18 protein-coding genes are annotated in these 21122 nt (G+C 61.9%); 12 read left to right on the top strand and 6 right to left on the bottom strand.

All coding sequences use genetic code 11. From position 1 onward, the window contains the following. The first annotated feature begins 109 nt into the window (after positions 1 to 109). The 5 genes from NE852_RS14835 to NE852_RS14815 all read left to right on the top strand — a co-directional run bounded on the left by NE852_RS14835 (position 110) and on the right by NE852_RS14815 (position 6255). Positions 110 to 586, top strand: coding sequence for a VOC family protein (locus NE852_RS14835; RefSeq protein ID WP_008531194.1), 477 nt, complete (start codon positions 110 to 112; stop codon positions 584 to 586). Positions 587 to 1015: 429 nt separating this feature from the next. After that, a complete protein-coding gene (locus NE852_RS14830; protein WP_258155774.1) occupies positions 1016 to 2959 on the top strand; it encodes a PrkA family serine protein kinase in 1944 nt (647 codons plus the stop codon). A gap of 12 nt (positions 2960 to 2971) precedes the next feature. Then, positions 2972 to 4246, top strand: a complete 1275-nt coding sequence (locus NE852_RS14825) for a YeaH/YhbH family protein (RefSeq protein WP_258155773.1) — start codon at positions 2972 to 2974, stop codon at positions 4244 to 4246. Then, on the top strand, positions 4243 to 5793 hold the full coding sequence (locus NE852_RS14820; protein ID WP_008531208.1) for a SpoVR family protein: 1551 nt from the start codon (positions 4243 to 4245) through the stop codon (positions 5791 to 5793). The genes NE852_RS14825 and NE852_RS14820 overlap by 4 nt, the downstream gene beginning before the upstream one ends. 69 nt (positions 5794 to 5862) lie before the next feature. Next, positions 5863 to 6255: a GFA family protein gene (locus NE852_RS14815; protein WP_008531209.1), complete on the top strand. Its 393-nt coding sequence runs from the start codon at positions 5863 to 5865 to the stop codon at positions 6253 to 6255. A gap of 114 nt (positions 6256 to 6369) precedes the next feature. Here the strand turns inward: NE852_RS14815 and NE852_RS14810 are convergent, their stop codons facing one another. Then, complete coding sequence (locus tag NE852_RS14810) at positions 6370 to 7137, bottom strand: SDR family NAD(P)-dependent oxidoreductase (protein WP_008531210.1); 768 nt, start codon at positions 7135 to 7137, stop codon at positions 6370 to 6372. A gap of 106 nt (positions 7138 to 7243) precedes the next feature. Here NE852_RS14810 and NE852_RS14805 point away from each other — a divergent pair, with 106 nt between their 5' ends. Next, complete coding sequence (locus tag NE852_RS14805; protein WP_008531211.1) at positions 7244 to 7747, top strand: TetR/AcrR family transcriptional regulator; 504 nt, start codon at positions 7244 to 7246, stop codon at positions 7745 to 7747. Positions 7748 to 7752: 5 nt separating this feature from the next. On the opposite strand, the gene NE852_RS14800 is transcribed toward NE852_RS14805, so the two are convergent. The 4 genes from NE852_RS14800 to NE852_RS14785 are packed head-to-tail and all read right to left on the bottom strand — an operon-like array spanning position 7753 to position 11516. Then, entirely contained in the window at positions 7753 to 8964 is a 1212-nt protein-coding gene (locus NE852_RS14800) for an MFS transporter (protein WP_008531212.1), read from the bottom strand. Next, positions 8961 to 10064 (bottom strand): FAD-dependent oxidoreductase, encoded by a 1104-nt coding sequence (locus tag NE852_RS14795; protein ID WP_258155772.1) that lies wholly within the window; start codon positions 10062 to 10064, stop codon positions 8961 to 8963. Before NE852_RS14795 ends, NE852_RS14800 begins: the two co-directional genes overlap by 4 nt. A gap of 1 nt (position 10065) precedes the next feature. Beyond that, positions 10066 to 10767 (bottom strand): cupin domain-containing protein, encoded by a 702-nt coding sequence (locus NE852_RS14790; protein WP_008531217.1) that lies wholly within the window; start codon positions 10765 to 10767, stop codon positions 10066 to 10068. 2 nt (positions 10768 to 10769) lie between these two features. After that, entirely contained in the window at positions 10770 to 11516 is a 747-nt protein-coding gene (locus tag NE852_RS14785) for an SDR family oxidoreductase (RefSeq protein ID WP_008531219.1), read from the bottom strand. Positions 11517 to 11619: 103 nt separating this feature from the next. On the opposite strand from NE852_RS14785, the gene NE852_RS14780 reads away from it, so the two are divergent. Next, a complete protein-coding gene (locus NE852_RS14780; protein ID WP_008531220.1) occupies positions 11620 to 12522 on the top strand; it encodes a LysR substrate-binding domain-containing protein in 903 nt (300 codons plus the stop codon). A gap of 30 nt (positions 12523 to 12552) precedes the next feature. On the opposite strand, the gene NE852_RS14775 is transcribed toward NE852_RS14780, so the two are convergent. Beyond that, positions 12553 to 13041: a RidA family protein gene (locus NE852_RS14775; protein WP_008531221.1), complete on the bottom strand. Its 489-nt coding sequence runs from the start codon at positions 13039 to 13041 to the stop codon at positions 12553 to 12555. A 170-nt stretch (positions 13042 to 13211) separates the two neighbouring features. Between NE852_RS14775 and NE852_RS14770 the strand changes: the two genes are divergently transcribed. From NE852_RS14770 to NE852_RS14750, 5 genes are all read left to right on the top strand, one after another. After that, complete coding sequence (locus NE852_RS14770) at positions 13212 to 13907, top strand: TetR/AcrR family transcriptional regulator (RefSeq protein ID WP_037173206.1); 696 nt, start codon at positions 13212 to 13214, stop codon at positions 13905 to 13907. Positions 13908 to 14028: 121 nt separating this feature from the next. After that, positions 14029 to 14940: an adenylate/guanylate cyclase domain-containing protein gene (locus NE852_RS14765; protein ID WP_258155771.1), complete on the top strand. Its 912-nt coding sequence runs from the start codon at positions 14029 to 14031 to the stop codon at positions 14938 to 14940. A 268-nt stretch (positions 14941 to 15208) separates the two neighbouring features. Continuing rightward, a complete protein-coding gene (locus NE852_RS14760; protein ID WP_008531223.1) occupies positions 15209 to 16426 on the top strand; it encodes an efflux RND transporter periplasmic adaptor subunit in 1218 nt (405 codons plus the stop codon). Further along, the gene (locus tag NE852_RS14755; RefSeq protein ID WP_258155770.1) at positions 16423 to 19578 is read left to right on the top strand and encodes an efflux RND transporter permease subunit; all 3156 of its coding nucleotides are present in this window, start codon (positions 16423 to 16425) and stop codon (positions 19576 to 19578) included. Before NE852_RS14760 ends, NE852_RS14755 begins: the two co-directional genes overlap by 4 nt. Before the next feature lie 271 nt (positions 19579 to 19849). Beyond that, a complete protein-coding gene (locus tag NE852_RS14750; protein ID WP_008531231.1) occupies positions 19850 to 20848 on the top strand; it encodes a flagellin in 999 nt (332 codons plus the stop codon). Positions 20849 to 21122 lie beyond the last annotated feature (274 nt).

Here is a 21122-nt window from a genome sequence, read left to right as displayed (position 1 = left end):
GGGTAGCGGCAAAAATCCTGAGACGCATGTCGGAAGCAGCGCCTTCGGGACGTCCTTGGAGCATCGGACGCACGATCCGGATCAAAGCTCATCAACAAGGAGACTGTCCATGCCGAAGGTCGTTTCAAATCTCTGGTTCGCCGAGCAGGCGCGCGAAGCCGTCGAATTCTACGTGTCTGTTATCCCGGATTCCCGGATCGGAAGCGCCACCATATTGCCGGCGGAAACGCCGAGCGGGCCTCCCGGCAGCGTCGAGCTGATCGAGTTCACACTCGGCGACCAGCATTTCCTCGCCATGAAGGCCGGCCCGCTCGACAGCTTCAACCATTCCTTCTCGATCGCCGTTCTTCTCGACAGCCAGGCCGAGATCGATCGGGTCTGGGATGCCTTCCTCGCCAATGGCGGCACGCCGGAAGCCTGCGGCTGGCTTAGGGATCGTTGGGGCCTTTCCTGGCAGATCGTGCCGCGCGCCCTTTCCCAAATGATCGCCAACGGCGACCGCGAGCGGGCAAAGCGCGTAACCGAGGTGATGCTCGGCATGGTCAAGATCGATATCGCTGCGCTGGAGAAGGCGTTCAACGGCTGAGAGGCCAGTAGAAAGAGAATCACAAAGCCGGGCGCATGATCGTCATGCGCCCGTTTCCTCAAGAATATCCCCAGTTTCCGGATGCTTCACGGCCCTCGCACATCGCTGCCGGCCCGATCGAGGCGACTTACCAGCCGCCGATCGCAGATTTTTCGAGTTCTCGAATCACGGGCGACATTGCACACCTTTTTGACATTCATGTCACGTCGCGAAATGTGCTGATATCGCAATGCCGTCTTTCTCAACTATACTGATCAACAGTTTCGTAGAGTAAATAAAGAACCGGTGGATGCACAATTTCGTGCATTGCTAGAAACGGCCGGTGAGCGTGGAATAACTTACGAAACTATTGATTCTCAGGAACGCCGTGGCCATCTCGATGGTTATAGGGACACCTGAAGCCTGTGGCATAACCTTGATGGAGGGCCCATGCTAAGCGAATCCGTATTCGATGCGTTCACCCGCAGTTATGAAGCGCGCCGCGAGACCGACATGTCGGTGTCGGAATATCTCGATCTTTGCAAAAAGGAACCGCTTGCCTATGCCAATGCGACCGAGCGCCTGCTCGCCGCGATCGGCGAGCCGCAAATGGTCGATACTTCAAGGGACGCGCGTCTCGGCCGGATCTTCATGAACCGGACCATCCGGATCTATCCGGCCTTTGCCGGCTTCCACGGCATGGAAGAGACGATAGAGCGCATCGTTTCCTTTTTCCGCCACGCCGCGCAGGGTCTCGAGGAACGCAAGCAGATCCTCTATCTCCTCGGCCCGGTCGGTGGCGGCAAATCGTCGCTGGCGGAGCGGCTGAAGCTGCTGATGGAGGTCCATCCCATCTATGTGCTGAAAGCCGGTGACGACCTCAGCCCGGTTTTCGAAAGCCCGCTCAATCTCTTCGATCCGGAAACGATGGGGCCGATCCTTCAGGAACAATACGGCATTCCCACCCGGCGTCTGAGCGGGCTGATGAGCCCGTGGTGCCTGAAGCGGCTCGACGATTTCGGCGGCGATATTTCCCGCTTCCGCGTCGTCAGGATACAGCCGTCGCGGCTGCGCCAGATCGCCATCGCCAAGACCGAGCCCGGTGATGAGAACAACCAGGATATCTCGTCGCTGGTCGGCAAGGTCGATATCCGCAAGCTGGAGACCTATTCGCAGAACGACCCCGATGCCTACAGCTATTCGGGAGGGCTGAACCGCGCCAACCAGGGCATTCTCGAATTCGTCGAGATGTTCAAGGCGCCGATCAAGATGCTCCATCCGCTGCTGACCTCGACGCAGGAAGGCAATTATATCGGCACCGAGAATATCGGCGCGATACCCTTCTCCGGCATCGTGCTCGCGCACTCTAACGAAGCGGAATGGCAGACCTTCAAAGCCAACAAGAACAACGAGGCCTTCATCGACCGTATCTGCGTGATCAAGGTGCCTTACTGCCTGCGCGTGACGGAAGAGCAGAAAATCTACGAAAAACTGATCGAGGGATCGGAACTCACGGACGCGCCATGCGCGCCGGCGACGCTCGAAATGCTTGCCCGCTTCTCCGTGCTTTCGCGCCTGCGCAAACACGAGAATTCGACCTTCTTCTCCAAGATGCGCACCTATGACGGCGAAAGTCTGAAGGAGACCGATCCGCGCGCCCGCAGCGTCCAGGAATATCGGGATGCGGCCGGTATCGACGAGGGCATGGACGGCATATCGACCCGTTTCGCCTTCAAGGTGCTCGCCTCCACCTTCAATCACGACACGACAGACATCGGCGCCGATCCAGTTCATCTCATGTATGTGCTGGAGCAATCGATCCGCCGCGAGCAGTTTTCCGACGATGTCGAGAAGCGCTATCTTGAGTTCATCAAGGCCGATCTTGCGCCTCGTTACGCAGAGTTCATTGGCAATGAAATCCAGAAGGCTTATCTTGAATCCTACGCGGACTACGGACAGAACCTGTTCGACCGCTACGTGGATTATGCCGATGCCTGGATCGAAGACGTGGACTTCAAGGATCCCGATACCGGCCAGCTTCTCGACCGCGAGCTCCTCAACCAGGAACTGACGAAGATCGAAAAGCCGGCGGGGATCGCCAATCCGAAGGATTTCCGCAACGAGATCGTCAAGTTCTGCTTGAGATCGCGGGCAGCCAACGGCGGAAAGAATCCGTCATGGACAAGCTACGAGAAAATCCGGGAGGTCATCGAAAAGCGAATGTTCTCGCAGGTCGAGGATCTTTTGCCGGTCATTTCCTTCGGATCGAAGAAGGATTCCGAAACGGAAAAGAAGCACAGCGAATTCGTCTCGCGCATGGCCGCGCGGGGTTACACCGAGAGGCAGGTTCGACGCCTTGTGGAATGGTACATGCGCGTCAAACAGGCAAGTTAATGCGGAGCCATTATGCACATTGTCGACCGGCGGCTAAATCCGCGCGGTAAAAGTCTGGAAAATCGGCAGCGGTTCCTTCGACGCATGAAGGGCGCCGTGCAGCAGGCGGTCAAACGTTCTCTGCAAAACCGAAATATTCGAGATGTGCTCGACGGCGGGGAAATCAGCCTGCCGATCGATGGAATGGCCGAACCGAGCTTGAGAAGAGGCGACGGCGGCATCAGCGATCATATCCTGCCCGGCAACAGGGCCTTCGTCGAAGGCGATATCCTGCCGCGCCCGCCTGGGGGCAAAGGCGGAAAACCCAAGGATGCGGGCGAGGGCGACGGCGAGGACGGCTTCCGTTTCGTGCTGACGCGCGAAGAATTCCTCGACGTGTTCCTGGACGATCTGGAACTGCCCGACCTTGCCAAGCGGCGGCTGGCCGAAACCGAGGAGGAAACGCCCTTCCGCGCCGGCTATTCCGTCTCCGGGTCGCCGTCCAACATCGCCATCGGCCGCACGACGCGGCTTGCCATGATGCGGCGCGTCGCGCTCGGCCGTCCGCGTCCCGAGGAGATCGAAGCCCTGCAGCGGCAGATCGAGGAGTGCGAGGACGAAGAGACCCGCCTGTCGCTTGAGGCGAAGCTCAAGTCGCTCGAGGCAAAAAGCCGGCGCATTCCCTATATCGATCCGCTCGACATCAGGTATCGCCGCTTCGAAAACGAGCCGAAGCCCGTGGCAAAGGCGGTGATGTTCTGCCTCATGGACGTCTCGGGTTCCATGTCGGAACACATGAAAGACCTTGCGAAGCGTTTCTACCTGCTGCTCTACCTCTTCCTGTCGAAGCGCTACAAGAAGGTGGAGATCGTCTTCATCCGCCACACCGACAGGGCCGAGGAGGTGGACGAGGAAACCTTCTTCTACGGTCCGGCGACGGGCGGCACACTGGTCTCGAGCGCCCTTGCGGCAATGCGCGGGATTATCGCAGCACGGTTCGATCCGGCGGAGTGGAACATCTACGGCGCCCAGGCCTCGGACGGCGACAACGCCCATTCGGACGGAAACCTGACCGGCCATCTCCTGCAGGAGATTTTGCCGCTCTGCCAGTATTTCGCCTATATCGAAGTCGGCGAAGAGGGCGGCGACTCCTCGATATCCCGGTCGCCCCTCTGGATGCTCTATGAGGGGATCCGCTCGGAACTGCAGCCGCTTTCGATGCGCAAGGTCTGCCGGCGAAGCGAGATATTCCCGGTCTTCCACGATCTCTTCCAGAAACGTGACGCACAGTCGAGGGTGACGCCGTGACAACCACGCTGAGGGCGAAAGAGCTACTTCTGTTCAAGGGCGCCGACTGGGATTTTTCGACACTGCAGCGCATCCACGACGCCTGCGAGGAGATCGCGCTCAACGAACTCGGCCTCGACGTCTATCCGAACCAGATCGAGGTCATCACGTCGGAGCAGATGCTGGATGCGTATTCCTCGACCGGCATGCCGCTCTTCTACCGCCACTGGTCCTTCGGCAAGCACTTCGCCCATCATGAAGCCTTCTACCGGCGCGGCATGCGCGACCTTGCCTACGAGATCGTCATCAACAGTTCGCCCTGCATCTCCTACCTGATGGAGGAGAATACGGCGACGATGCAGACGCTCGTCATCGCGCACGCGGCCTTCGGCCATAACCACTTCTTCAAGAACAACTATCTCTTCAAGCTCTGGACCGATGCGCAGGGCATCCTCGATTACCTCGATTTCGCCAAGGGCTATATTTCCCGCTGCGAGGAACGTTACGGCGAGGTGGCCGTCGAACGCACGCTCGATGCGGCACATGCGCTGATGTCGCACGGGGTGCATCGCTATGCCGGCAAGAACACCCTCGACCTTCGCCAGGAGGAAAAGCGCCTGCAGGAGCGCCGCGCCCACGAGGAGCAGATGTTCAACGACCTGTGGCGCACGGTTCCGGTCGGCAAGGCCAAGAAGGCGGGCGACATCGGGCTCGAAAAGCGCCGCGCCGCGCTTGGTCTCCCGCAGGACAACATCCTTTATTTCCTGGAGAAATCCGCGCCCCGGCTGCAGCCGTGGCAGCGCGAAATCCTTCGCATCGTCCGCCATGTCGCGCAATATTTCCATCCGCAGCGGCAGACCAAGGTGATGAACGAGGGAACGGCCACCTATGTTCACTACCAGATCATGAACCGGCTTCACCAGCGCGGGCAAATCAGCGACGGCAACTTCCTCGAATTCCTGAAATCTCATGCCAATGTCGTGTTCCAGCCGAACTACGACGACCGGCGCTTTTCGGGCTTCAACCCTTATGCGCTCGGTTTTGCGATGATGCAGGACATCGAGAGGATCGTGACCGCGCCGACGGAAGAGGACCGCGCGTGGTTTCCCGACATCGCGGGACGCGGTGATGCGATGGGCGTCCTGCGGGACATCTGGGCCAATTACCGGGACGAGAGTTTCATCAGCCAGTTCCTGAGCCCCAACCTGATCCGGCAGCTCAGGCTATTCCATCTCTACGACGATCCGGATCAGACCGAAGGCATTCTGGTTTCGGCGATCCATAACGAGCGCGGCTATCTCCGCATCCGCCGCCAGCTTTCCCGCGAATACGATATCGGCTGGACCGATCCGGCAATCGACATCGTCGACGTCGATCTCGCCGGCGACCGGCGCCTGCTCCTGCAGCACATTGTGGTGAACGGCTGCTACCTCCAGGAAACCGACATGAAGCTCGTGCTGCAGCATCTCGCCGATCTCTGGGGTTACGACGTCCTGCTTCAGGAACTCGACGGTTCGAACGTCGTGGCGAGGGAGCATACCGCAAGCCCGCGCAAGATCGTTCAGTGATCGCATGAAATTTCGGCGGCCCGCACCGGCCATAGACATTCTGTCCGTCTAATTTCGGAGGAGGCGCGGATGGAGCGTTTCACGGGAGGCTGTCTGTGCGGCGATGTCCGGATCGTGGCGTCGGGGCGCCCGTACCGGGTCGGAATTTGCCATTGTCTCGACTGCCGCAAGCATCATGGGGCGCTTTTTCATGCTTCGGCGATCTTTCCTCAGGATGCTGTGACCATCGAGGGCGAAACGCGGGACTATGCCGGACGATTTTTCTGTCCCCGCTGCGGATCGTCGGTTTTCTCGCGCACTGCGGATGAAATCGAAGTGAATTTAGGATCTTTGGATGCCACCGATCAGCTGATCCCGACCTACGAACTCTGGACGGTTCGTCGCGAATCCTGGCTACCGCCATTTCCGCTTGCGAGACGATACGACCGCGATCGTGAGACCGCAGGCCGTTTTGAGGAATAGGCAGGTGGAAGACAAGCGCAGAACAAGGCGTTCTGCGCCTGCCCGTGGCCAATTTACCTGGCCGCCAAGGATTCGAACGGATTCTAATCCTGCATCTTGATCATGCCGTCCTCCTCATTGGCGGCCCGCGGTCACGCCGCCGTCGACGGGAAGGATCGTGCCGGTGATCCACGAAGCCTGCTCGGAGGCGAGAAACAGGATCGCTTCTGCGACGTCGCGCGGCTGTCCGTTGCGGCCGAGGGGATGGAAGGCGTTGAAGGTGGGAAGGATCTCCTTGACCTGAGTGTCGGACAGGAAGGTGTTGTAGACCGGAGTTTCGACGACGGCCGGCGCAACGGCATTGATGCGGATCTTGTAGGGCGCAAGCTCGATTGCGATGTTGCGGACCATGGCATGGACGCCGGCATTGGCGGCCGAATAGGCCGCCGACGGGGTCGCGCCGATTGCCTGGATTGCCCACATGGAGCCTGTCTGGACGATCGCGCCACCCTTGTCCTTCATCGCCTTCGCCGCTGCTTGGGCAGTGAAGAACTTGCCCTTGAGGATCGTGTCCAGATACCAGTCGTAATCGGCTTCCGTCAGCTCGATGAACGGCTTCGGATTGAAGACACCGGCATTGTTGACGAGGACATCGAGCTTTCCGAAACGGGAAATGGCGAGGTCAACAAGCGCGGCTCCGGTTTCCGGCCTGGCGACATCGCCTGCGGAAATGGCGACATTCTTGCCGCTCGGGTCGATTTCCCTTGCTGCGGCTTCGAGCTTTTCGAGATTGCGTCCGTTGATGACGACCTTCGCGCCCTCCGCAATGAAGCGCGCCGCCGCTTCCTTGCCGATGCCTGAACCGCCGCCGGTGATGGTGACTACCTTACCTTCAAATCGCATGTTCGTCTCCTTTTTGTCTATCTATCGATAGATATATGACGAATGCATAATGATTGCTTTCCGGATGCGCAAGCTCTATCTATCGCTAGATAGAGAAAGGGCAGGAATGAGCGATACGGCAAATGCAATTCTGGACGCGGCTGAAGAGAGGATTCGCCAGGCCGGCTATAGCGGCTTCAGCTTCCGCGAGGTCGCGGCCGATATCGGCGTGAAGAGCTCCAGCGTCCATTACCATTTTCCGACCAAGGAAAAGCTGGCGGCTGCCGTTGCCCGCCGTTACACGGATCGGTTCCTGGAAGCCGTGGACAATGAACTGGCTGGGGGCGGTGACATCGTCCGGGCTTGGCGGGAGGTCTTCCGCAAGGCTTTTCACCGCGACGGCAGGATGTGTCTCTGCGGTGCGCTGGCGGCGACGTCACACGATCTGGCGGAGGACGTCAGGATCGAAGTGAAAAGGTTCTTCCTGCTCGGTATCGAAAAACTGACGGCAGGCGGGCTCGACAAAGACACGGCGGTGCACGTTCTCGCTACCCTGGAAGGCGCGATGCTGACGGCGAACATTCTCGATGACCGGTCCATGTTCGACAGCGGCAGCGCTGCCCTCGCATGAAACCGTCACGGGGCGTAGGCCGGCCGGGCCGCGCGCCAGACCAGAGGAACCAGAACGAGCGCGACTGCCGGAAGCACGAACCAGTTGATCGTTTCCCAGCCGGAGCTGTGCAGCAGCGATCCCGATGAGAAGGAGGCGCAGGCGACCGTTCCGAAGACGAGGAAATCGTTCGCCCCCTGAACCTTGCCGCGCTCGGCCGGCGTATGGCAGTCGGCCACCATTGCGGTCGCGCCGATGAAGCCGAAGTTCCAGCCAATGCCGAGCAGCACCAGGGAAATCCAGAAATGGGCGATGTCGAAGCCGGAAAGCGCAACCGCTGCCGAGCCGCCGATCAGCAGCAGACCGACGGCCGCCACCCGTTCCTTGCCGAAGTGCACCATCAGCCGGCCGGTCACGAAGCTCGGCCCATACATGGCAAGGATGTGCCATTGGATGCCGAGAGCTGCCTGGTCAATCGAATGTCCGTGCCCCACCATGGCGATCGGCGAGGCGGTCATCACGAAGGTCATCAGGCCGTAGGAGACGACACCGGTGGCGATCGCCAGGAGATAACGCGGCGAGGTCAGTATCTGGAAAAGCGGCCGCTCCGCGGCGCCTTTCCGGCCCACGGCTTTCTGCGGTGAAGATCTGCGAAGCAGAAAGAGGATCGGGAATGCCAGGGCGGCCAGCGCCGCCTGGCTTACGAAGCTTCCCGCGAAGGGCGTCCCGGGAACCGCATCACGCGTCCAGATGACGAGCTGCGGCCCGATGATCGCCGCCGCGAGGCCGCCGATCATGACACGGGCGATCGCCTTCTGGCTTTCTGCCCCGCTCGCATTGTCGGTCGCGGCGAAACGGTAGCTCTGGACATAGGAAGAATAGAAGCCGGCAAGGCAGGTGCCGAGACAGAAGATGATGAAACTTCCGAGAACAATGCCCGCAGCGGCGATCATGCCGGAGACCATGCCGATGACCGTACCGAGCAGATAGCCCGCCCGCCGCCCGAAGCGGCGCATCACGTAGGCCGCCGGCAGGGTTCCGAGCGCCAGCCCGAGGTTGAGCAGGCTGACCGGCAGGGTGATGAAATCGGGATCGGGCGAGAGCTGCTGACCGACCAGGCCGCCGAGCGACACGACGACAGGCGCGTTCGCGCCGCCGAAGGCCTGCGCGACCGTCAGAATCCATGAGTTGCGTTTGGCGATCTCCGGGGCCGGCGAAACTTGCTGAATGACGTTCATTCTCTATCCATTCTGGACCGGATCTCGGCGACTGCCCGCTTGGCGGCGATGACGGCGCCGGCGAGATATCCCGGTTCGGAATCGCTTGTTTCGCTTCCGGCCAGCAGAAGGCGGGATTCCCACGGGCCGGATACCCAGCGCGAACTTCCCGGCATGGGATGTCCGCCGCCAGCACGGTCCGCTGCGGTCGATGTCAGCGAATCGGCAGCCCAATCCTTCAGCAGCGTCGCGCACGGCTCAAGCGCCTCAGGGCCGAAAAGCTTCGCAAGCTGTGCGAGGCATGCCTGTTTCAGGACCTCCTCCCCAAGTGCGGCGCGCTGGTCCGCGCCGACGCCGAGGAAGCCGAAAAGGGCCGGCTTGCCCGAGGCGGTCGTCGCATCGTGGATTTCGACCAGCGGCCCCACCATGCTCTGCGCCGTTCCGGAGAGACCATCCCTACGCCAGAAGGGCCTGTCGTAGATGGCGAAGAATTTCGCATGCGGCGCCATCCAAGTCGGGGTGTCGCGCCAGCGGGCTGCGGTTGCCTGATCCTGCGGCGGCGTAAATGCGATCGTCGTCTCCAGCAACCGCGGCGGCAGGGCGGCGACGACGAGCCCGGCATGCAGGACCTCCGCGCTGTCGCCGCCCGTATCGACGGTGAGCCGGGCCCCGTCTTCGGCGAGCTCCATCGCCGTCACCTTCCAGCCGAGACGGATGCGCTCAGCCGGGAGCTTGCCGGCCAGGGCACGGACTGCGGCCGCCGTGCCGCCGGCAAGCCGCATCGACTGCTGATCCGTCGATGCCGGTAGATAGCGCTGGGGCTTCTCGCGTGACATGCGTTCGAAGATGACGGCTCCCTCGCTGTTCTGGCCGAAGGAGGCAAGCCCGAATTCGCTAACGAGCGTCGCCATGGCTGGCTGCATCAGCGGCCAGTACCAGGAAGGGCCGAGGTCGAAGCCGTCCCCTGCCGGCGTGCCGGTTTCATCGGCCGTCAGGATGCGGCCGCCAAGCCGCTCGCGCGCTTCCACCAGAATGACATCGATGCCGGAAGCATGGAGCGCCTGCGCCGTGTACAGCCCGGCGAGACCGCCGCCGAGGACGGCTACTTTGCAAGTCTCCATGTCACTTATCCCCAGGGTGTTCCGGATTGTCGAAGAGGCAGACGTCCTGATGCAGGAGCGGCGCGGATTTGTACCAGACGCGCGCGCCTTGCCCTCCGGCCGTCGCGCGGAGCGGCTGTCCGGCGGGCAGGCGAAGCCAGCTCCAGTGGCCGAGCGTATCGCCCGTCTCGGTGAAGCCGCCTTCGATCACCAGCAGTTCGAGTCCTTTCGGATTGGCGATCTCGACCTCGGCATCCGGATGCCAATCCTCCAGCGTTACGCGCTCGTCCGAGCCTTCGAAAAGTATTCTCGAGGAGGCGACGCCGGCGCGAGCCTGGGATGGCCGGCCTTGACCAGGTAATCGGACGATGCGCTCGCGGTCAGTCGTCTTGAACTGCCAGAGCTTGACCAGGATCGTGCATCCGCCCTCGCTCCGCGGTGCATGTCCGCTTCCGGGTGGGTTGCGAACATAGGTGCCGGCGGGAAAGTTGCCGCTCTCGTCCTGGAAGACGCCGTCGAGGACGAGAAACTCCTCTCCACCGGGATGTTCATGATGCGAGAACCTGCTTTGTGAGGCGTAGCGGACGATGGATGTCGCGCGGGCCTTCTCCTCGCCGATCCGGAAAAGCATGCGCCGGTCGACGCCCTTCATCGGGCTCGGCACCCAATCGAGCTCCGCGGCATGGACGAGCGTGCGCTTCGAGAGGTCTTCGTTCAATAGCATGGTCAAAGCTCCGATCTGCCGCCGTCAACGACAATCTCCGCGCCGAGCATATAGCTCGAAGCGTCGCTTGCCAGGAAGAGCACGGCGGACGCGATCTCTTCCGGCCGGCCCATGCGGCCGAGCGGTACCTGCGCGCCAACCCGATCCGCATAGCTGCGGAATTCTTCCTCGCTCTGATCCCGGCCGCGATGGATCGGCGTCTCGATCGAGCCGGGACTGACGGCGTTGACGCGGATCTTCCTGTCGAGCAGTTCCGACGACATCGTTCTGGCAAAGGAGCGGACTGCCGCCTTCGAGGCGGACAGGATCGCCCGGCCGGGTGTTCCGACCTGGTTCAGCCAGGAGGTGTTGAGGACGATCGAGCCGCCCTCGCGCATCAGCGGCAGTATCGCCTGCACCGTGAAGAAGACGCCCTTCACGTTCACGTCCATGATCCTATGATAGGTGGCTTCATCCGTCGTCGCAATCGGCGTGCCGAGGGCAAGGCCTGCATTCGCGAACAGGATATCCAGCGATCCGAACGCCTCTTCTATCCTGGCCTTCGCCAGGCTCAGCTCTTCGAGCGAGGAGACATCCGCCTGGATGGGAAGGGTGTCTCCGCCGAGCTCGGCCACTGCAAGGGCAAGCTTTTCTTCGGATCTGCCGATGATCGCGACGCGGGCGCCGTTGTCGCGCAGCATGCGTGCGGCGGCGAGGCCGATGCCGCTCGAGCCGCCCGTTACCAATGCTGTCTTTCCCTCCAGAACCATGCGTCAAATCCTCTTGTTTGCAGCTCCATGCTAACGCGAGGATTTGCGTTCGCGAGGAAAAGACGCCATATCGCATAGAAAGAAAAACTTTGTCGTGAACACTATGAGAAACCTCACCAGACTACGTTCGCTTCAGGCGCTGGAGGCGTCCGCGCGACACGGCAGCTTCGTCGGGGCGGCCACCGAACTCGACGTCACCCGGCCCGCCGTCGGTCAGCTGGTCCGCTCGCTGGAGGATTGGGTCGGATATCCATTATTCCGGCGAAGCCGTTCCGGCGCCGAGCGCCTGGCGCCGGTCGACGAGGCGCGGGAGGCTCTCGAAGACATCGCCCAAGGGCTCGACCTTCTTGAGTCCGGCCTTCGGAAGCTGCGCGGCCGCAAGGCCCGTTCGGTCGTGGTGGTGACGGCGTCGCAAGCGCTCGTCGCCAACTGGCTTTTGTCCCGGCTCGATGACTTTTCGTCTGCCTATCCCGGCATCGATGTGCGGCTCGACGTTTCGGACCGGGTCATCGATCTCGCCCAGGGCGAAGCTGATATCGGCATCCGATGCGGTCTGGGCTCCTGGAAGGGCGTACGGTCCACCTTCCTGATGGGCGAGGAAATCATCGCCGTCTGCCATAACAGGCTCGTGCCCGCCGATCGCGACGTAACCGCAGGATGGATCGCGGAGCAGACGCTGATCCACGACGGTACGCCACATCCAGGCGGGGAGTTTCCGAGCTGGGTCGAATGGCTTGCCCGATCCGGCGCCAACCGGGCGCCCGCCGGTGGCGGCTTGAAGATCAATTCGACCGCCGCCGTCATTCACGCGGCGGTCGCGGCAAGAGGCGTAGCCCTGGTGCGGAAGGCGCTTGTGGCGCAGGAGCTGGAGAGCGGCCGGCTGGTGCAGCTGCTGCCGGAGATCCGATGGCCTGTCAAATGGGCCTATTACATCGTGGCCGCCCCCAAGGCGTTGCGGCGGCACGAAGTCGCCGCCTTTCACGACTGGCTGGCGGGGGCTCCTTGAAGCGATGATCGCCGCGGCTGGCGGTCGGTGCTATTCCAGCATGACGACGGCTTCGACTTCGAAAAGCATGGGGTCGATCGCAAGCTTCGGGACGGGGATCAGCGTCTGCGCCGGCAGCGTCTCGCCGAACATTTCCTTGACGTTCCGGGTCAGCACCTCGAGCTTGGACATGTCGTGATCGACCACGAAGACCGTAAGCTTGGCGACCTGATCCGGCCTTGCGCCAAGTGCATCGAGGGCGGTGTGTAGATTTGCGTAGGCCTGTTTCACCTGGACCGCGAAGTCCGGCGACAGGGCGCCGGTCGCATCCTGGCCGCCCTGGCCGGAGATGTAGGCCAACCGGGCTTCGCGCGGCACGATTACCACAGTGCTGTAGCCGTTCGGCGTCGGGTCGTAGAGGGTCTGCGGATTGACGATGGTCAGCTTGAGATCGTTCTCGCTCGCTGTCGTCCTGTTGGGGATTCCTGTTGTCATGATGATGAGGCCTCCGATGAGCAGATGCTTGATTGCGCGTAACATGGTTTCTCCTGGGTCCGAGGGCGCGAGCAACGTATTCGCGCCCACTGGACAGAATTGACTCGTACGATGTACGATTGAATTGCATCGTACATCGTACGAGTCAACCGTTCAGGATCGACAATCGCCACCTTGTCCGCTTAAATCGGCACAGTGATCAGCAGGGAAAACGGATGGCAGCCAAACGCAGTGGCGCGCAAAGCAAACGGTCTCCAGGGAAAATCGCGTCAGCGCAGTCTGTGCAGGCCCCCCGCAATGAACCGGCTCTGTCTCTGGAACGGATCGTGGCGACCGCAGTGGAACTGCTGGACGCCCAGGGAGTCGACGGATTGACGATGCGCCGTCTCGCCGATCGTCTCGGTTCGGGGGCGATGAGCCTCTATTGGCATGTCGACAACAAGGAGAAGGTCTTCGATCTGGCGCTCGACTCGGTGCTCGAATATCGCGGATCGCCGGAAACAGCCGTGTCAAAAGACTGGCGCGGGGAAGTCGTTCATATGCTTGAGGACTGGCGCGCCAGCATGCTGCGCCATCCCTGGTCGCCATCGCTGTTGCCGCGTCGGGCGCTCGGCCCGAACATCCTCGCTCGCCTGGAACGGCTGACCAAGATCCTGTCCGGCGCCGGTGTCGCCGATGCTGATTTGAACGTCGCGATATGGTCGCTTTGGAACTATGTGATGGGGGCGACCGTCACCCGGGCGAATTTCGATCTTTCGGAGGAGGACAGGGCAGCCGCCCAGCAGAACCTCACCGCTCTCAACGAACACTACCCGGCAATCGAACGCTCTCGTCTGCTGCTGGATAATGACTGGGACGGCGCTTTCCGGAAAGGCCTCGACTTCCTGCTCGATGGCCTCGCTTCGAGATAACAATTATCGGTGGCAACGAAGACAAAGGCTTAGTAACGTAACACCGCTGCAATCGCCTATATCGACCCCATTCAATCAGCTTCAGCCTTGCAGCGATCTCTAGGCGTGGAGACGAGGGACCATGAGTGAAACGCGGCGCAAGCTGACGACGATCTTCTGTGCTGATGTGCAGGACTATACGCGGCTGATGGGCGCCGACGAGGAGGGGACGCTGGCGACGCTGAAGCGTTGCCGGGAGGCGATGGGGCACCTGATCCAAAGCCACGGCGGCCGCGTCGTCAACACCTGGGGCGACGGGCTGATCGCGGAATTTCCGAGCGTGGTCGAGGCCGTGCGCGCCGCCGTCGATACACAGAACGATCTCGCGGGTTTCAACGCCCGGCGCCCGAGCGACGGGCGTATGCTTTTCCGCATCGGCATCAATCTCGGCGACGTGATCGTCGAGGGCGAAGACATCTACGGCGACGGCGTCAATATCGCCGCGCGGCTGCAAGCCTCTGCAACCCCCGGCGGCATCGTCATATCGAGCACTGTCTACGATCAGGTCCGCAACAAGGTGGCCGTCGGCTTCGAGTTTCTCGGGCCGCTGATGGTGAAGAACGTCGAAGAGGGCGTGCCGAGCTATGCGGTGAGAATTGGCGACGGAAGCGACGAGCCTGCGCCCGCCGAACGACCGGCCGCCGCGCGACCGTCGCAGCCGGCTGCCGTTTTGACCGAACCGCGGCCAGCGCCGCTGAGGCGAAGATTGTTTGCCGTGCTCGGGGTTATCGCCGCGGTGCTCATCGGCATCAACCTCCTGACATGGGACGGCGTTTTCTGGGCGCGCTTTCCGCTGCTCGCCTTCGTCGTCGTCGCAGCGCTGGCGTGGAATCGTGACCAGACGCGTTTCGACCGCAGGATCGCCACGCTGGTGATCGTGGCGCTCGGCATCATCGGCATCAATCTTCTCACCTGGAGCGGGACGTTCTGGGCGGTGTGGCCGATATTGGGACTAGCCGCAGTGATTGGGCTGCGATGGTCGATGCGCCGATAGATTTCCGCCCCTAAAATTTATGGGGTCCTGCGGAATATTCCCCGATAGACCGGTGGCGCCGTAGACCTTTGCGAGCTTCGTTCAAAGAAAAGTGACCAGCCGGGTTATTTCCATTCTTCCCTGATATTACAGATGAGTAATGCCGGGTGCTTATGCTTGCCGCTAAGCTGCAAAAGCACGATATTGTCGCACCGGTCGGGTAACTTGGACCCGCAGCGCCTCTATCGACCGTCCCTGGTCCAAACCTCGAGTCCCTCCGGAGACGTGAATGGCCTTTTGGAAGCAGCTTGTACTCTCATTCATCGTCATTATTGCCGGCTTTGCCGCGTGGGTTTTCCTTGCGCCCGGTGCAGGCGACACGATGCGCAATGCCGGCATTCCAGAGAGCCTCGTTTCGAAGATTGCGCCGAAGGCCGAGGAAACTGCGGATGCCGACGCTTCTTCACGGGCCGAGGGGCAGCAGCGCGGACAGGGTCGAGGGCAGGGGCAAGGGCAGAACCGCCGCAATGGCGGTGGGCGCAACAGCGCCATTCTTGTCGCGACGCAAGCCGTCGTCCAGGGCGTCGTCAACGACCGGCTGAACGCCATCGGCACGGGTGATGCGATCCGCTCCGTTGCCGTTACGCCGCAGGCGACGGGAACGATCCGCGAAATCCTGATCAAATCAGGCGACAGCGTGAAGGCCGGTCAGGTGCTCGCCAAGCTCGACAGCGAGGAGCAGGTGATCGCCCGCGGCCAGGCAGACGTGGCAGTGCGAGCCGCAGTGGAGAAGTCCAATCTCTATCACAACATCAAGTCCAGCGTGTCGCGCATGGATGTCTTCGATTCCGAGATCGCAGAGCAGGGCGCACGGCTGCAGCTTCAGGCCGCCGAACTCAATCTCGCACGGCGCAACATCATCGCTCCGATCGACGGCATCGTCGGCATCGTGCCCGTCAATATCGGCGACAATGTCACGACGACGACTCCGATCGTGACGCTCGATGACCGTTCGGAAATTCTCGTCGACTTCTGGGTGCCGGAGCGCTTTGCCAATACGGTGAAGGTCGGCCAGCCGGTCGAGGCGATGTCGGTCGCAAGGCCGGGGCAGGTGTTTTCGGGCGCGATCGAGGCTGTCGACAACCGCATCGATGCGGCAAGCCGCACGTTGCGCCTGCGCGCCCGGATAGACAATTCGTCGGATGAGCTGCGCGCCGGGATGTCCTTCAACGTCAGCATGAAATTTCCCGGCGACAAATATCCGGCGGTCGATCCGCAGTCCGTGCAGTGGGATTCTCAAGGTTCGTTCGTCTGGCTGGTGACCGACGACAAGTCGCATAAGGTGCGGGTCAGCGTCGTCCAGCGCAATCCCGATTTCGTGCTCGTCAACGCCGACCTCAAGGATGGCGACAAGATCGTGACGCAGGGCCTGCAGCGTGTGCGTGAGGGCGGGGCGGTGCGCCTTTCCGCCGATGTCGCCGCCAATGGGGAGGTCGCGACCCAATGAGCGTGACCGAGATGCCTCAGGACAGGGCGTCGGGCAAGCAGAGCTTCACCGCGCTTTTCGTTCGCCGGCCGATCCTGGCGCTCGTGTTCAACACGCTGATGGTCGTCGCCGGCCTCGCAGCCTATGTCGGAGTCGAAGTCCGCGAACTGCCTGATGTCGACCGTCCCGTTGTCACCGTGCGCACCACTTTCGACGGCGCATCGCCGCAGACGATCGACCAGGAGCTGACCAAGGTGATCGAAGGCGCGGTCGCGCGCGTCAGCGGCCTGAAGTCGATCTCGTCGACCTCTTCCTTCGGCCAGAGCCGGGTGACGCTCGAATTCTCCGATGCGATCGATCTCTCGGTCGCCGCCAATGACGTGCGCGATGCGATCGGCCGCATCACCCAGAACCTGCCGGATGAGGCTGATGCGCCGCAGATCGTCAAGGCGGATTCGGACTCCTCGGCGATCATGCGCCTTGCCGTCACCTCCACCAAGCTCAACATGGACGACCTGACGCAGCTCGTCGAGAACGAGGTGATCGATCGCCTGGCCTCGGTCGATGGCGTGGCCGATGTCGAGGAATATGGCGACCAGGAAAAGGTCTTCCGCGTCGATGTCGACCAGGGCGCGCTTGCGAGCCGCGGGCTCACGATCGGCGACCTGACGAAGGCGCTCGGCAATGCCGCGCTCGATGTGCCAGCCGGCTCGCTGAAGAGCGCGACGCAGGATATCGTCGTGCGCGCCACCGCCAATCTGCAGACACCGGCGGATTTTTCCGATGTCATGCTGCAGGACCGCGTCCGGCTCGGCGACGTCGCGACCGTGACGCTCGGGCCTCGCGACGGTGATACGGCACTGCGCTCGAACGGCAAGCCCGGCGTCGGACTCGGCATCATCCGCCAGGCGCAGTCGAACACGCTCAACATCTCGACCGGCATCAAGGCCGCCGTCGAGCAGCTGTCGAAGACGCTGCCGGAGGGAACGACGATCGCCATCACCAGCGACGACGCCGTCTTTATCGACGGCGCGATCCATGAGGTGGTGCTGGCGCTGGTGCTTGCCGCCGTCATCGTCACCGCGGTCATCTATCTTTTCCTGCGCGACTGGCGGGCGACGCTGATCCCGGCGGTCAGCATGCCGGTGGCGCTGATCGGCACGCTGGCGGCGATCTACATGGTCGGCTTCTCGATCAACATCCTGACGCTGCTCGCGATCGTGCTGGCGACCGGCCTCGTCGTCGACGATGCGATCGTGGTGCTCGAAAACATCGTGCGCCGGCGCGCCGAAGGCATGGGGCCGCGCGCGGCGGCCGTGCTCGGCACGCGCGAGGTGTTCTTCGCCGTTATCGCCACGACGGCGACACTCGCAGCCGTCTTCATCCCGCTTTCCTTCCTGCCGGGGCAGGTCGGCGGTCTCTTCCGCGAATTCGGTTTCGTGCTTGCCTTTTCGGTCGGGCTGTCGTCGCTCGTGGCGCTGACGCTCTGCCCGATGCTCGCCTCGCGCATGCTGACGAAGCCGATGATCGAGGATCACGGCGCGCTCGGCCGCTTCGGCGGCGCGCTCGCCCGCCTCTACAAATGGGCGCTGCACGCCTGCCTCGACGCGCCCTTCGTCGTCATCCTCTTCTCGCTGATGTTTGCCGGCGCGGCGGTCATCACCTTCTCCACGGTCAAGAGCGAGCTGACGCCGGAAGAGGACCGCTCGATGGTGATGATGCGGCTGACAACGCCGCAGGGGTCGAGCCTCGAATATACCCGCGACAAGATGCAACTCCTCGAGGAATATCTGCAGCCGCTGGTCGATAGCCGCGACATCCGCAACATCTTCTCGATCTCCGGCCAGGGCGGTTCTTTGAACAGCGGCTTCATGGTGCTGACGCTGGCGCCGTGGGGAGAGCGGCACAGGACGCAGGCCGAGATCGTCGGCGATATCAACCAGGCTGCAGCGAAGGTGCCGGCGCTGCGCGGCAACGCCATCTCCTCCAACAGCCTGCGCATCCGCGGCGCCGGCAGCGGCGTGCAGATGGCGCTTGTTGGCAACGATCACGAAGCGCTGACGGCGGCGGCCGCCAAGCTGGTGCAGGCGCTCGACGCCACCGGCCGGTATGACACGCCGCGCCTGACCAACGAGCCGACCCAAGCACAGGTGTCGGTGGCGATTGACCGCGAGCGCGCCTCCGATCTCGGCATCGACATCACGGGCCTATCGACGGCGATCCAGTCGCTGCTCGAAGGGCGTTCGGTGGTCGACGTCTTCGTCGACGGCGAATCCTATCCCGTGCTTTTGACCTCGACGACGCGGCCGATCGACGATCCCACAGATCTCGAAAACGTCTTCCTGAAGACCGGCGACGGCAAGATGGTGCCGATGTCGGTGATCGCCACGATGACGGAAGGCTCGGTCGCGCCGCAGCTCAACCGCGAGCAGCAGCTCGCCTCCGTCGCGATCACCGCAGGCCTGAAGAACGGCATGTCGCTCGGCGATGCTGTGAAACAGGTGACCGCGCTCGCCGAGCCGTTGCTGCCGCCGGGCTCGCGCCTGCTGCCGCTTGCGGAAGCAGCAACCTTGGAAGAGAATTCGAGCGGCATGGCGCTGACCTTCGGCTTCGCCATCGTCATCATCTTCCTGGTGCTGGCCGCGCAGTTCGAAAGCGTGCTTTCCTCGGTGATCATCATGTCGACGGTGCCGCTCGGTCTCGCCTGCGCCGTCTTCGCGCTTGTCATCACCGGCTCCAGCCTCAACATCTACAGCCAGATCGGCCTCGTGCTGCTCGTCGGCGTCATGGCGAAGAACGGCATCCTGATCGTCGAGTTCGCCAATCAGCTGCGCGACCGGGGCGAGGATGTGCGCTCGTCGATCGAGAAGGCCTGTGCGCTACGCCTTCGCCCCGTCATGATGACGATGATCGCCACCATTCTCGGCGGCGTGCCGCTGGTCTTTGCCCATGGCGCGGGTGCGGAAGCGCGCGTGGCGCTCGGCTGGGTAATCGTCGGCGGTCTCGGATTTGCAACGCTGGTGACATTGTTCATCACGCCGGTCGCCTATCTCCTGCTTGCCCGCTTCGCCAAGCCGCATGCCCATGAGGAAGCGCGCCTGCACGAGGAGATGTCGATCGCCATGCGTCCGCGCGCCGCGCCCGGCAAAGAGCAGCTTCAGGCCGCCGAATAAGGCTCGCACCGATTTGAAAGGAACGCCGCCGGATCTTTTCCGGCGGCGTTTCTCATGGTGTATGAAGACTTGCGAAATAAGCTAAATTAGCTCTGAAGATTAGCCGTTTTTTAAGCATAAACCGCAATGATTGTTACCAGCAACCGACCGGCCTTCTTCGTTTTCTGAAGGCCGTATCCGCTGGGATTCCGGCGGCCCCGGACATGAGTGTCCGCGCGGGCGGTTCATTTTTTGTGCAGTTTGCGTTTGTTGTGTTTTGGAGTTTAGTTCCGTGAGTATTTATCAGCGCACCTCCGTGGATGCGGCGCTTTACGTGCTGCGCGATACCAATCGAAAGATGGCGGTTACGCAGAACCACATCACGACGGGTATGCGTGTCGCCAAGGCCAGTGACAACGCGGTCTACTGGTCGATCGCCACCACCGCACGCACCGACAACAAAGCGCTTTCGGCAGTCCAGGATGCGCTGGGCATGGCGGCCGCCACGATGGGAACGGCCTATACCGGCGTCCAGAACGTCATCGACGTCGTCTCCGAGATCAAGGCGAAGCTGGTTGCCGCCACCGAAGACGGCATAGACAAGAACAAGATCGACGAAGAGATCAAGCAGTTGCAGGAGCAGCTGCGCAGCGTGTCGGAGTCGGCAACCTTCAACAGCGACAACTGGGTGATCCTCAACAACGATGCGACGCCGACGCAGCCGCGCCAGATCCCGGCCTCCTTCATCCGCAACTCCGACGGGACGGTCTCGGTGGGCATGCTGAGCTACCATATCGACAACACGCCGGTGGGGGCCACCACCTCCAAGGATGCGCGCTACCTGATCGACGACCGCGCCACCGGCTCGGGCGAATATGGCGTGCTGACTTCGGCCTATTTCGCCACAGAACTCGGCGCTTCGCAGGACTACGTGCTGATGACCAGCAAGAACGGCACCACCACCGGTCAGGTGGTTATTTCGGTCTCACCAAGTACGACGAAAGGGCAGCTCGGCGAGATGATCAGCGTCGTCGATGCGGCGCTGACGCAGCTGACGACGGTCGGTTCGGCCTTCGGTGCGCTGGAAAGGCGTATCGAGCTGCAGAACGACTTCGCCAGCAAACTGCACGACAACATCACCGCCGGGATCGGCCGGCTCGTCGATGCCGACATGGAGGAGGAGTCGAGCAAACTCAGGGCGCAGCAGACGCAGCAGCAGCTCGGCCTGCAATCGCTGAACATCGCCAATGCAACCTACGACACGGTCAGGCAGCTGTTCCAGAATTTCTAAGGGTGAGATTAGGCACTCGGCGCGGCGCCGCACTGTCTATTCGATCATATGGCGTCCTGGTTATGTCGGCGAGCCATTTGAAGGCGTGCCAACTCCGATCTCTCTCATTTCTGTGACGAGCACAGGAATGAGGGACGAGAACGAGGCGCTCCCGCCGACCCCGCTAAAAACTGGTGATATCAGCGCATTGCTGCAACATGGCTGCTGTTTCGGCGCCTGAAATTCCCCTATCAAGGGAAGATCTTCATTTTCTTGCCGTAATCCTTGCCATTTG

Origin of the sequence: Rhizobium sp. Pop5, from assembly GCF_024721175.1 — a bacterium.
Taxonomy (GTDB): domain Bacteria; phylum Pseudomonadota; class Alphaproteobacteria; order Rhizobiales; family Rhizobiaceae; genus Rhizobium.
The sequence above is the reverse complement of the archived record's forward strand: the minus strand, read 5'-3'. Positions and strand labels throughout refer to the sequence as shown.

Excerpts from the sequence above, each read along its gene's own strand:
- NE852_RS14835 (WP_008531194.1), top strand. The coding sequence starts at position 110 with ATGCCGAAGGTCGTTTCAAATCTCTGGTTCGCCGAGCAGGCGCGCGAA.
- NE852_RS14830 (WP_258155774.1), top strand. The coding sequence starts at position 1,016 with ATGCTAAGCGAATCCGTATTCGATGCGTTCACCCGCAGTTATGAAGCG.
- NE852_RS14825 (WP_258155773.1), top strand. The coding sequence starts at position 2,972 with ATGCACATTGTCGACCGGCGGCTAAATCCGCGCGGTAAAAGTCTGGAA.
- NE852_RS14815 (WP_008531209.1), top strand. The coding sequence starts at position 5,863 with ATGGAGCGTTTCACGGGAGGCTGTCTGTGCGGCGATGTCCGGATCGTG.
- NE852_RS14810 (WP_008531210.1), bottom strand. The coding sequence starts at position 7,137 with ATGCGATTTGAAGGTAAGGTAGTCACCATCACCGGCGGCGGTTCAGGC.
- NE852_RS14805 (WP_008531211.1), top strand. The coding sequence starts at position 7,244 with ATGAGCGATACGGCAAATGCAATTCTGGACGCGGCTGAAGAGAGGATT.
- NE852_RS14800 (WP_008531212.1), bottom strand. The coding sequence starts at position 8,964 with ATGAACGTCATTCAGCAAGTTTCGCCGGCCCCGGAGATCGCCAAACGC.
- NE852_RS14795 (WP_258155772.1), bottom strand. The coding sequence starts at position 10,064 with ATGGAGACTTGCAAAGTAGCCGTCCTCGGCGGCGGTCTCGCCGGGCTG.
- NE852_RS14790 (WP_008531217.1), bottom strand. The coding sequence starts at position 10,767 with ATGCTATTGAACGAAGACCTCTCGAAGCGCACGCTCGTCCATGCCGCG.
- NE852_RS14785 (WP_008531219.1), bottom strand. The coding sequence starts at position 11,516 with ATGGTTCTGGAGGGAAAGACAGCATTGGTAACGGGCGGCTCGAGCGGC.
- NE852_RS14780 (WP_008531220.1), top strand. The coding sequence starts at position 11,620 with ATGAGAAACCTCACCAGACTACGTTCGCTTCAGGCGCTGGAGGCGTCC.
- NE852_RS14775 (WP_008531221.1), bottom strand. The coding sequence starts at position 13,041 with ATGTTACGCGCAATCAAGCATCTGCTCATCGGAGGCCTCATCATCATG.
- NE852_RS14770 (WP_037173206.1), top strand. The coding sequence starts at position 13,212 with ATGGCAGCCAAACGCAGTGGCGCGCAAAGCAAACGGTCTCCAGGGAAA.
- NE852_RS14765 (WP_258155771.1), top strand. The coding sequence starts at position 14,029 with ATGAGTGAAACGCGGCGCAAGCTGACGACGATCTTCTGTGCTGATGTG.
- NE852_RS14760 (WP_008531223.1), top strand. The coding sequence starts at position 15,209 with ATGGCCTTTTGGAAGCAGCTTGTACTCTCATTCATCGTCATTATTGCC.
- NE852_RS14755 (WP_258155770.1), top strand. The coding sequence starts at position 16,423 with ATGAGCGTGACCGAGATGCCTCAGGACAGGGCGTCGGGCAAGCAGAGC.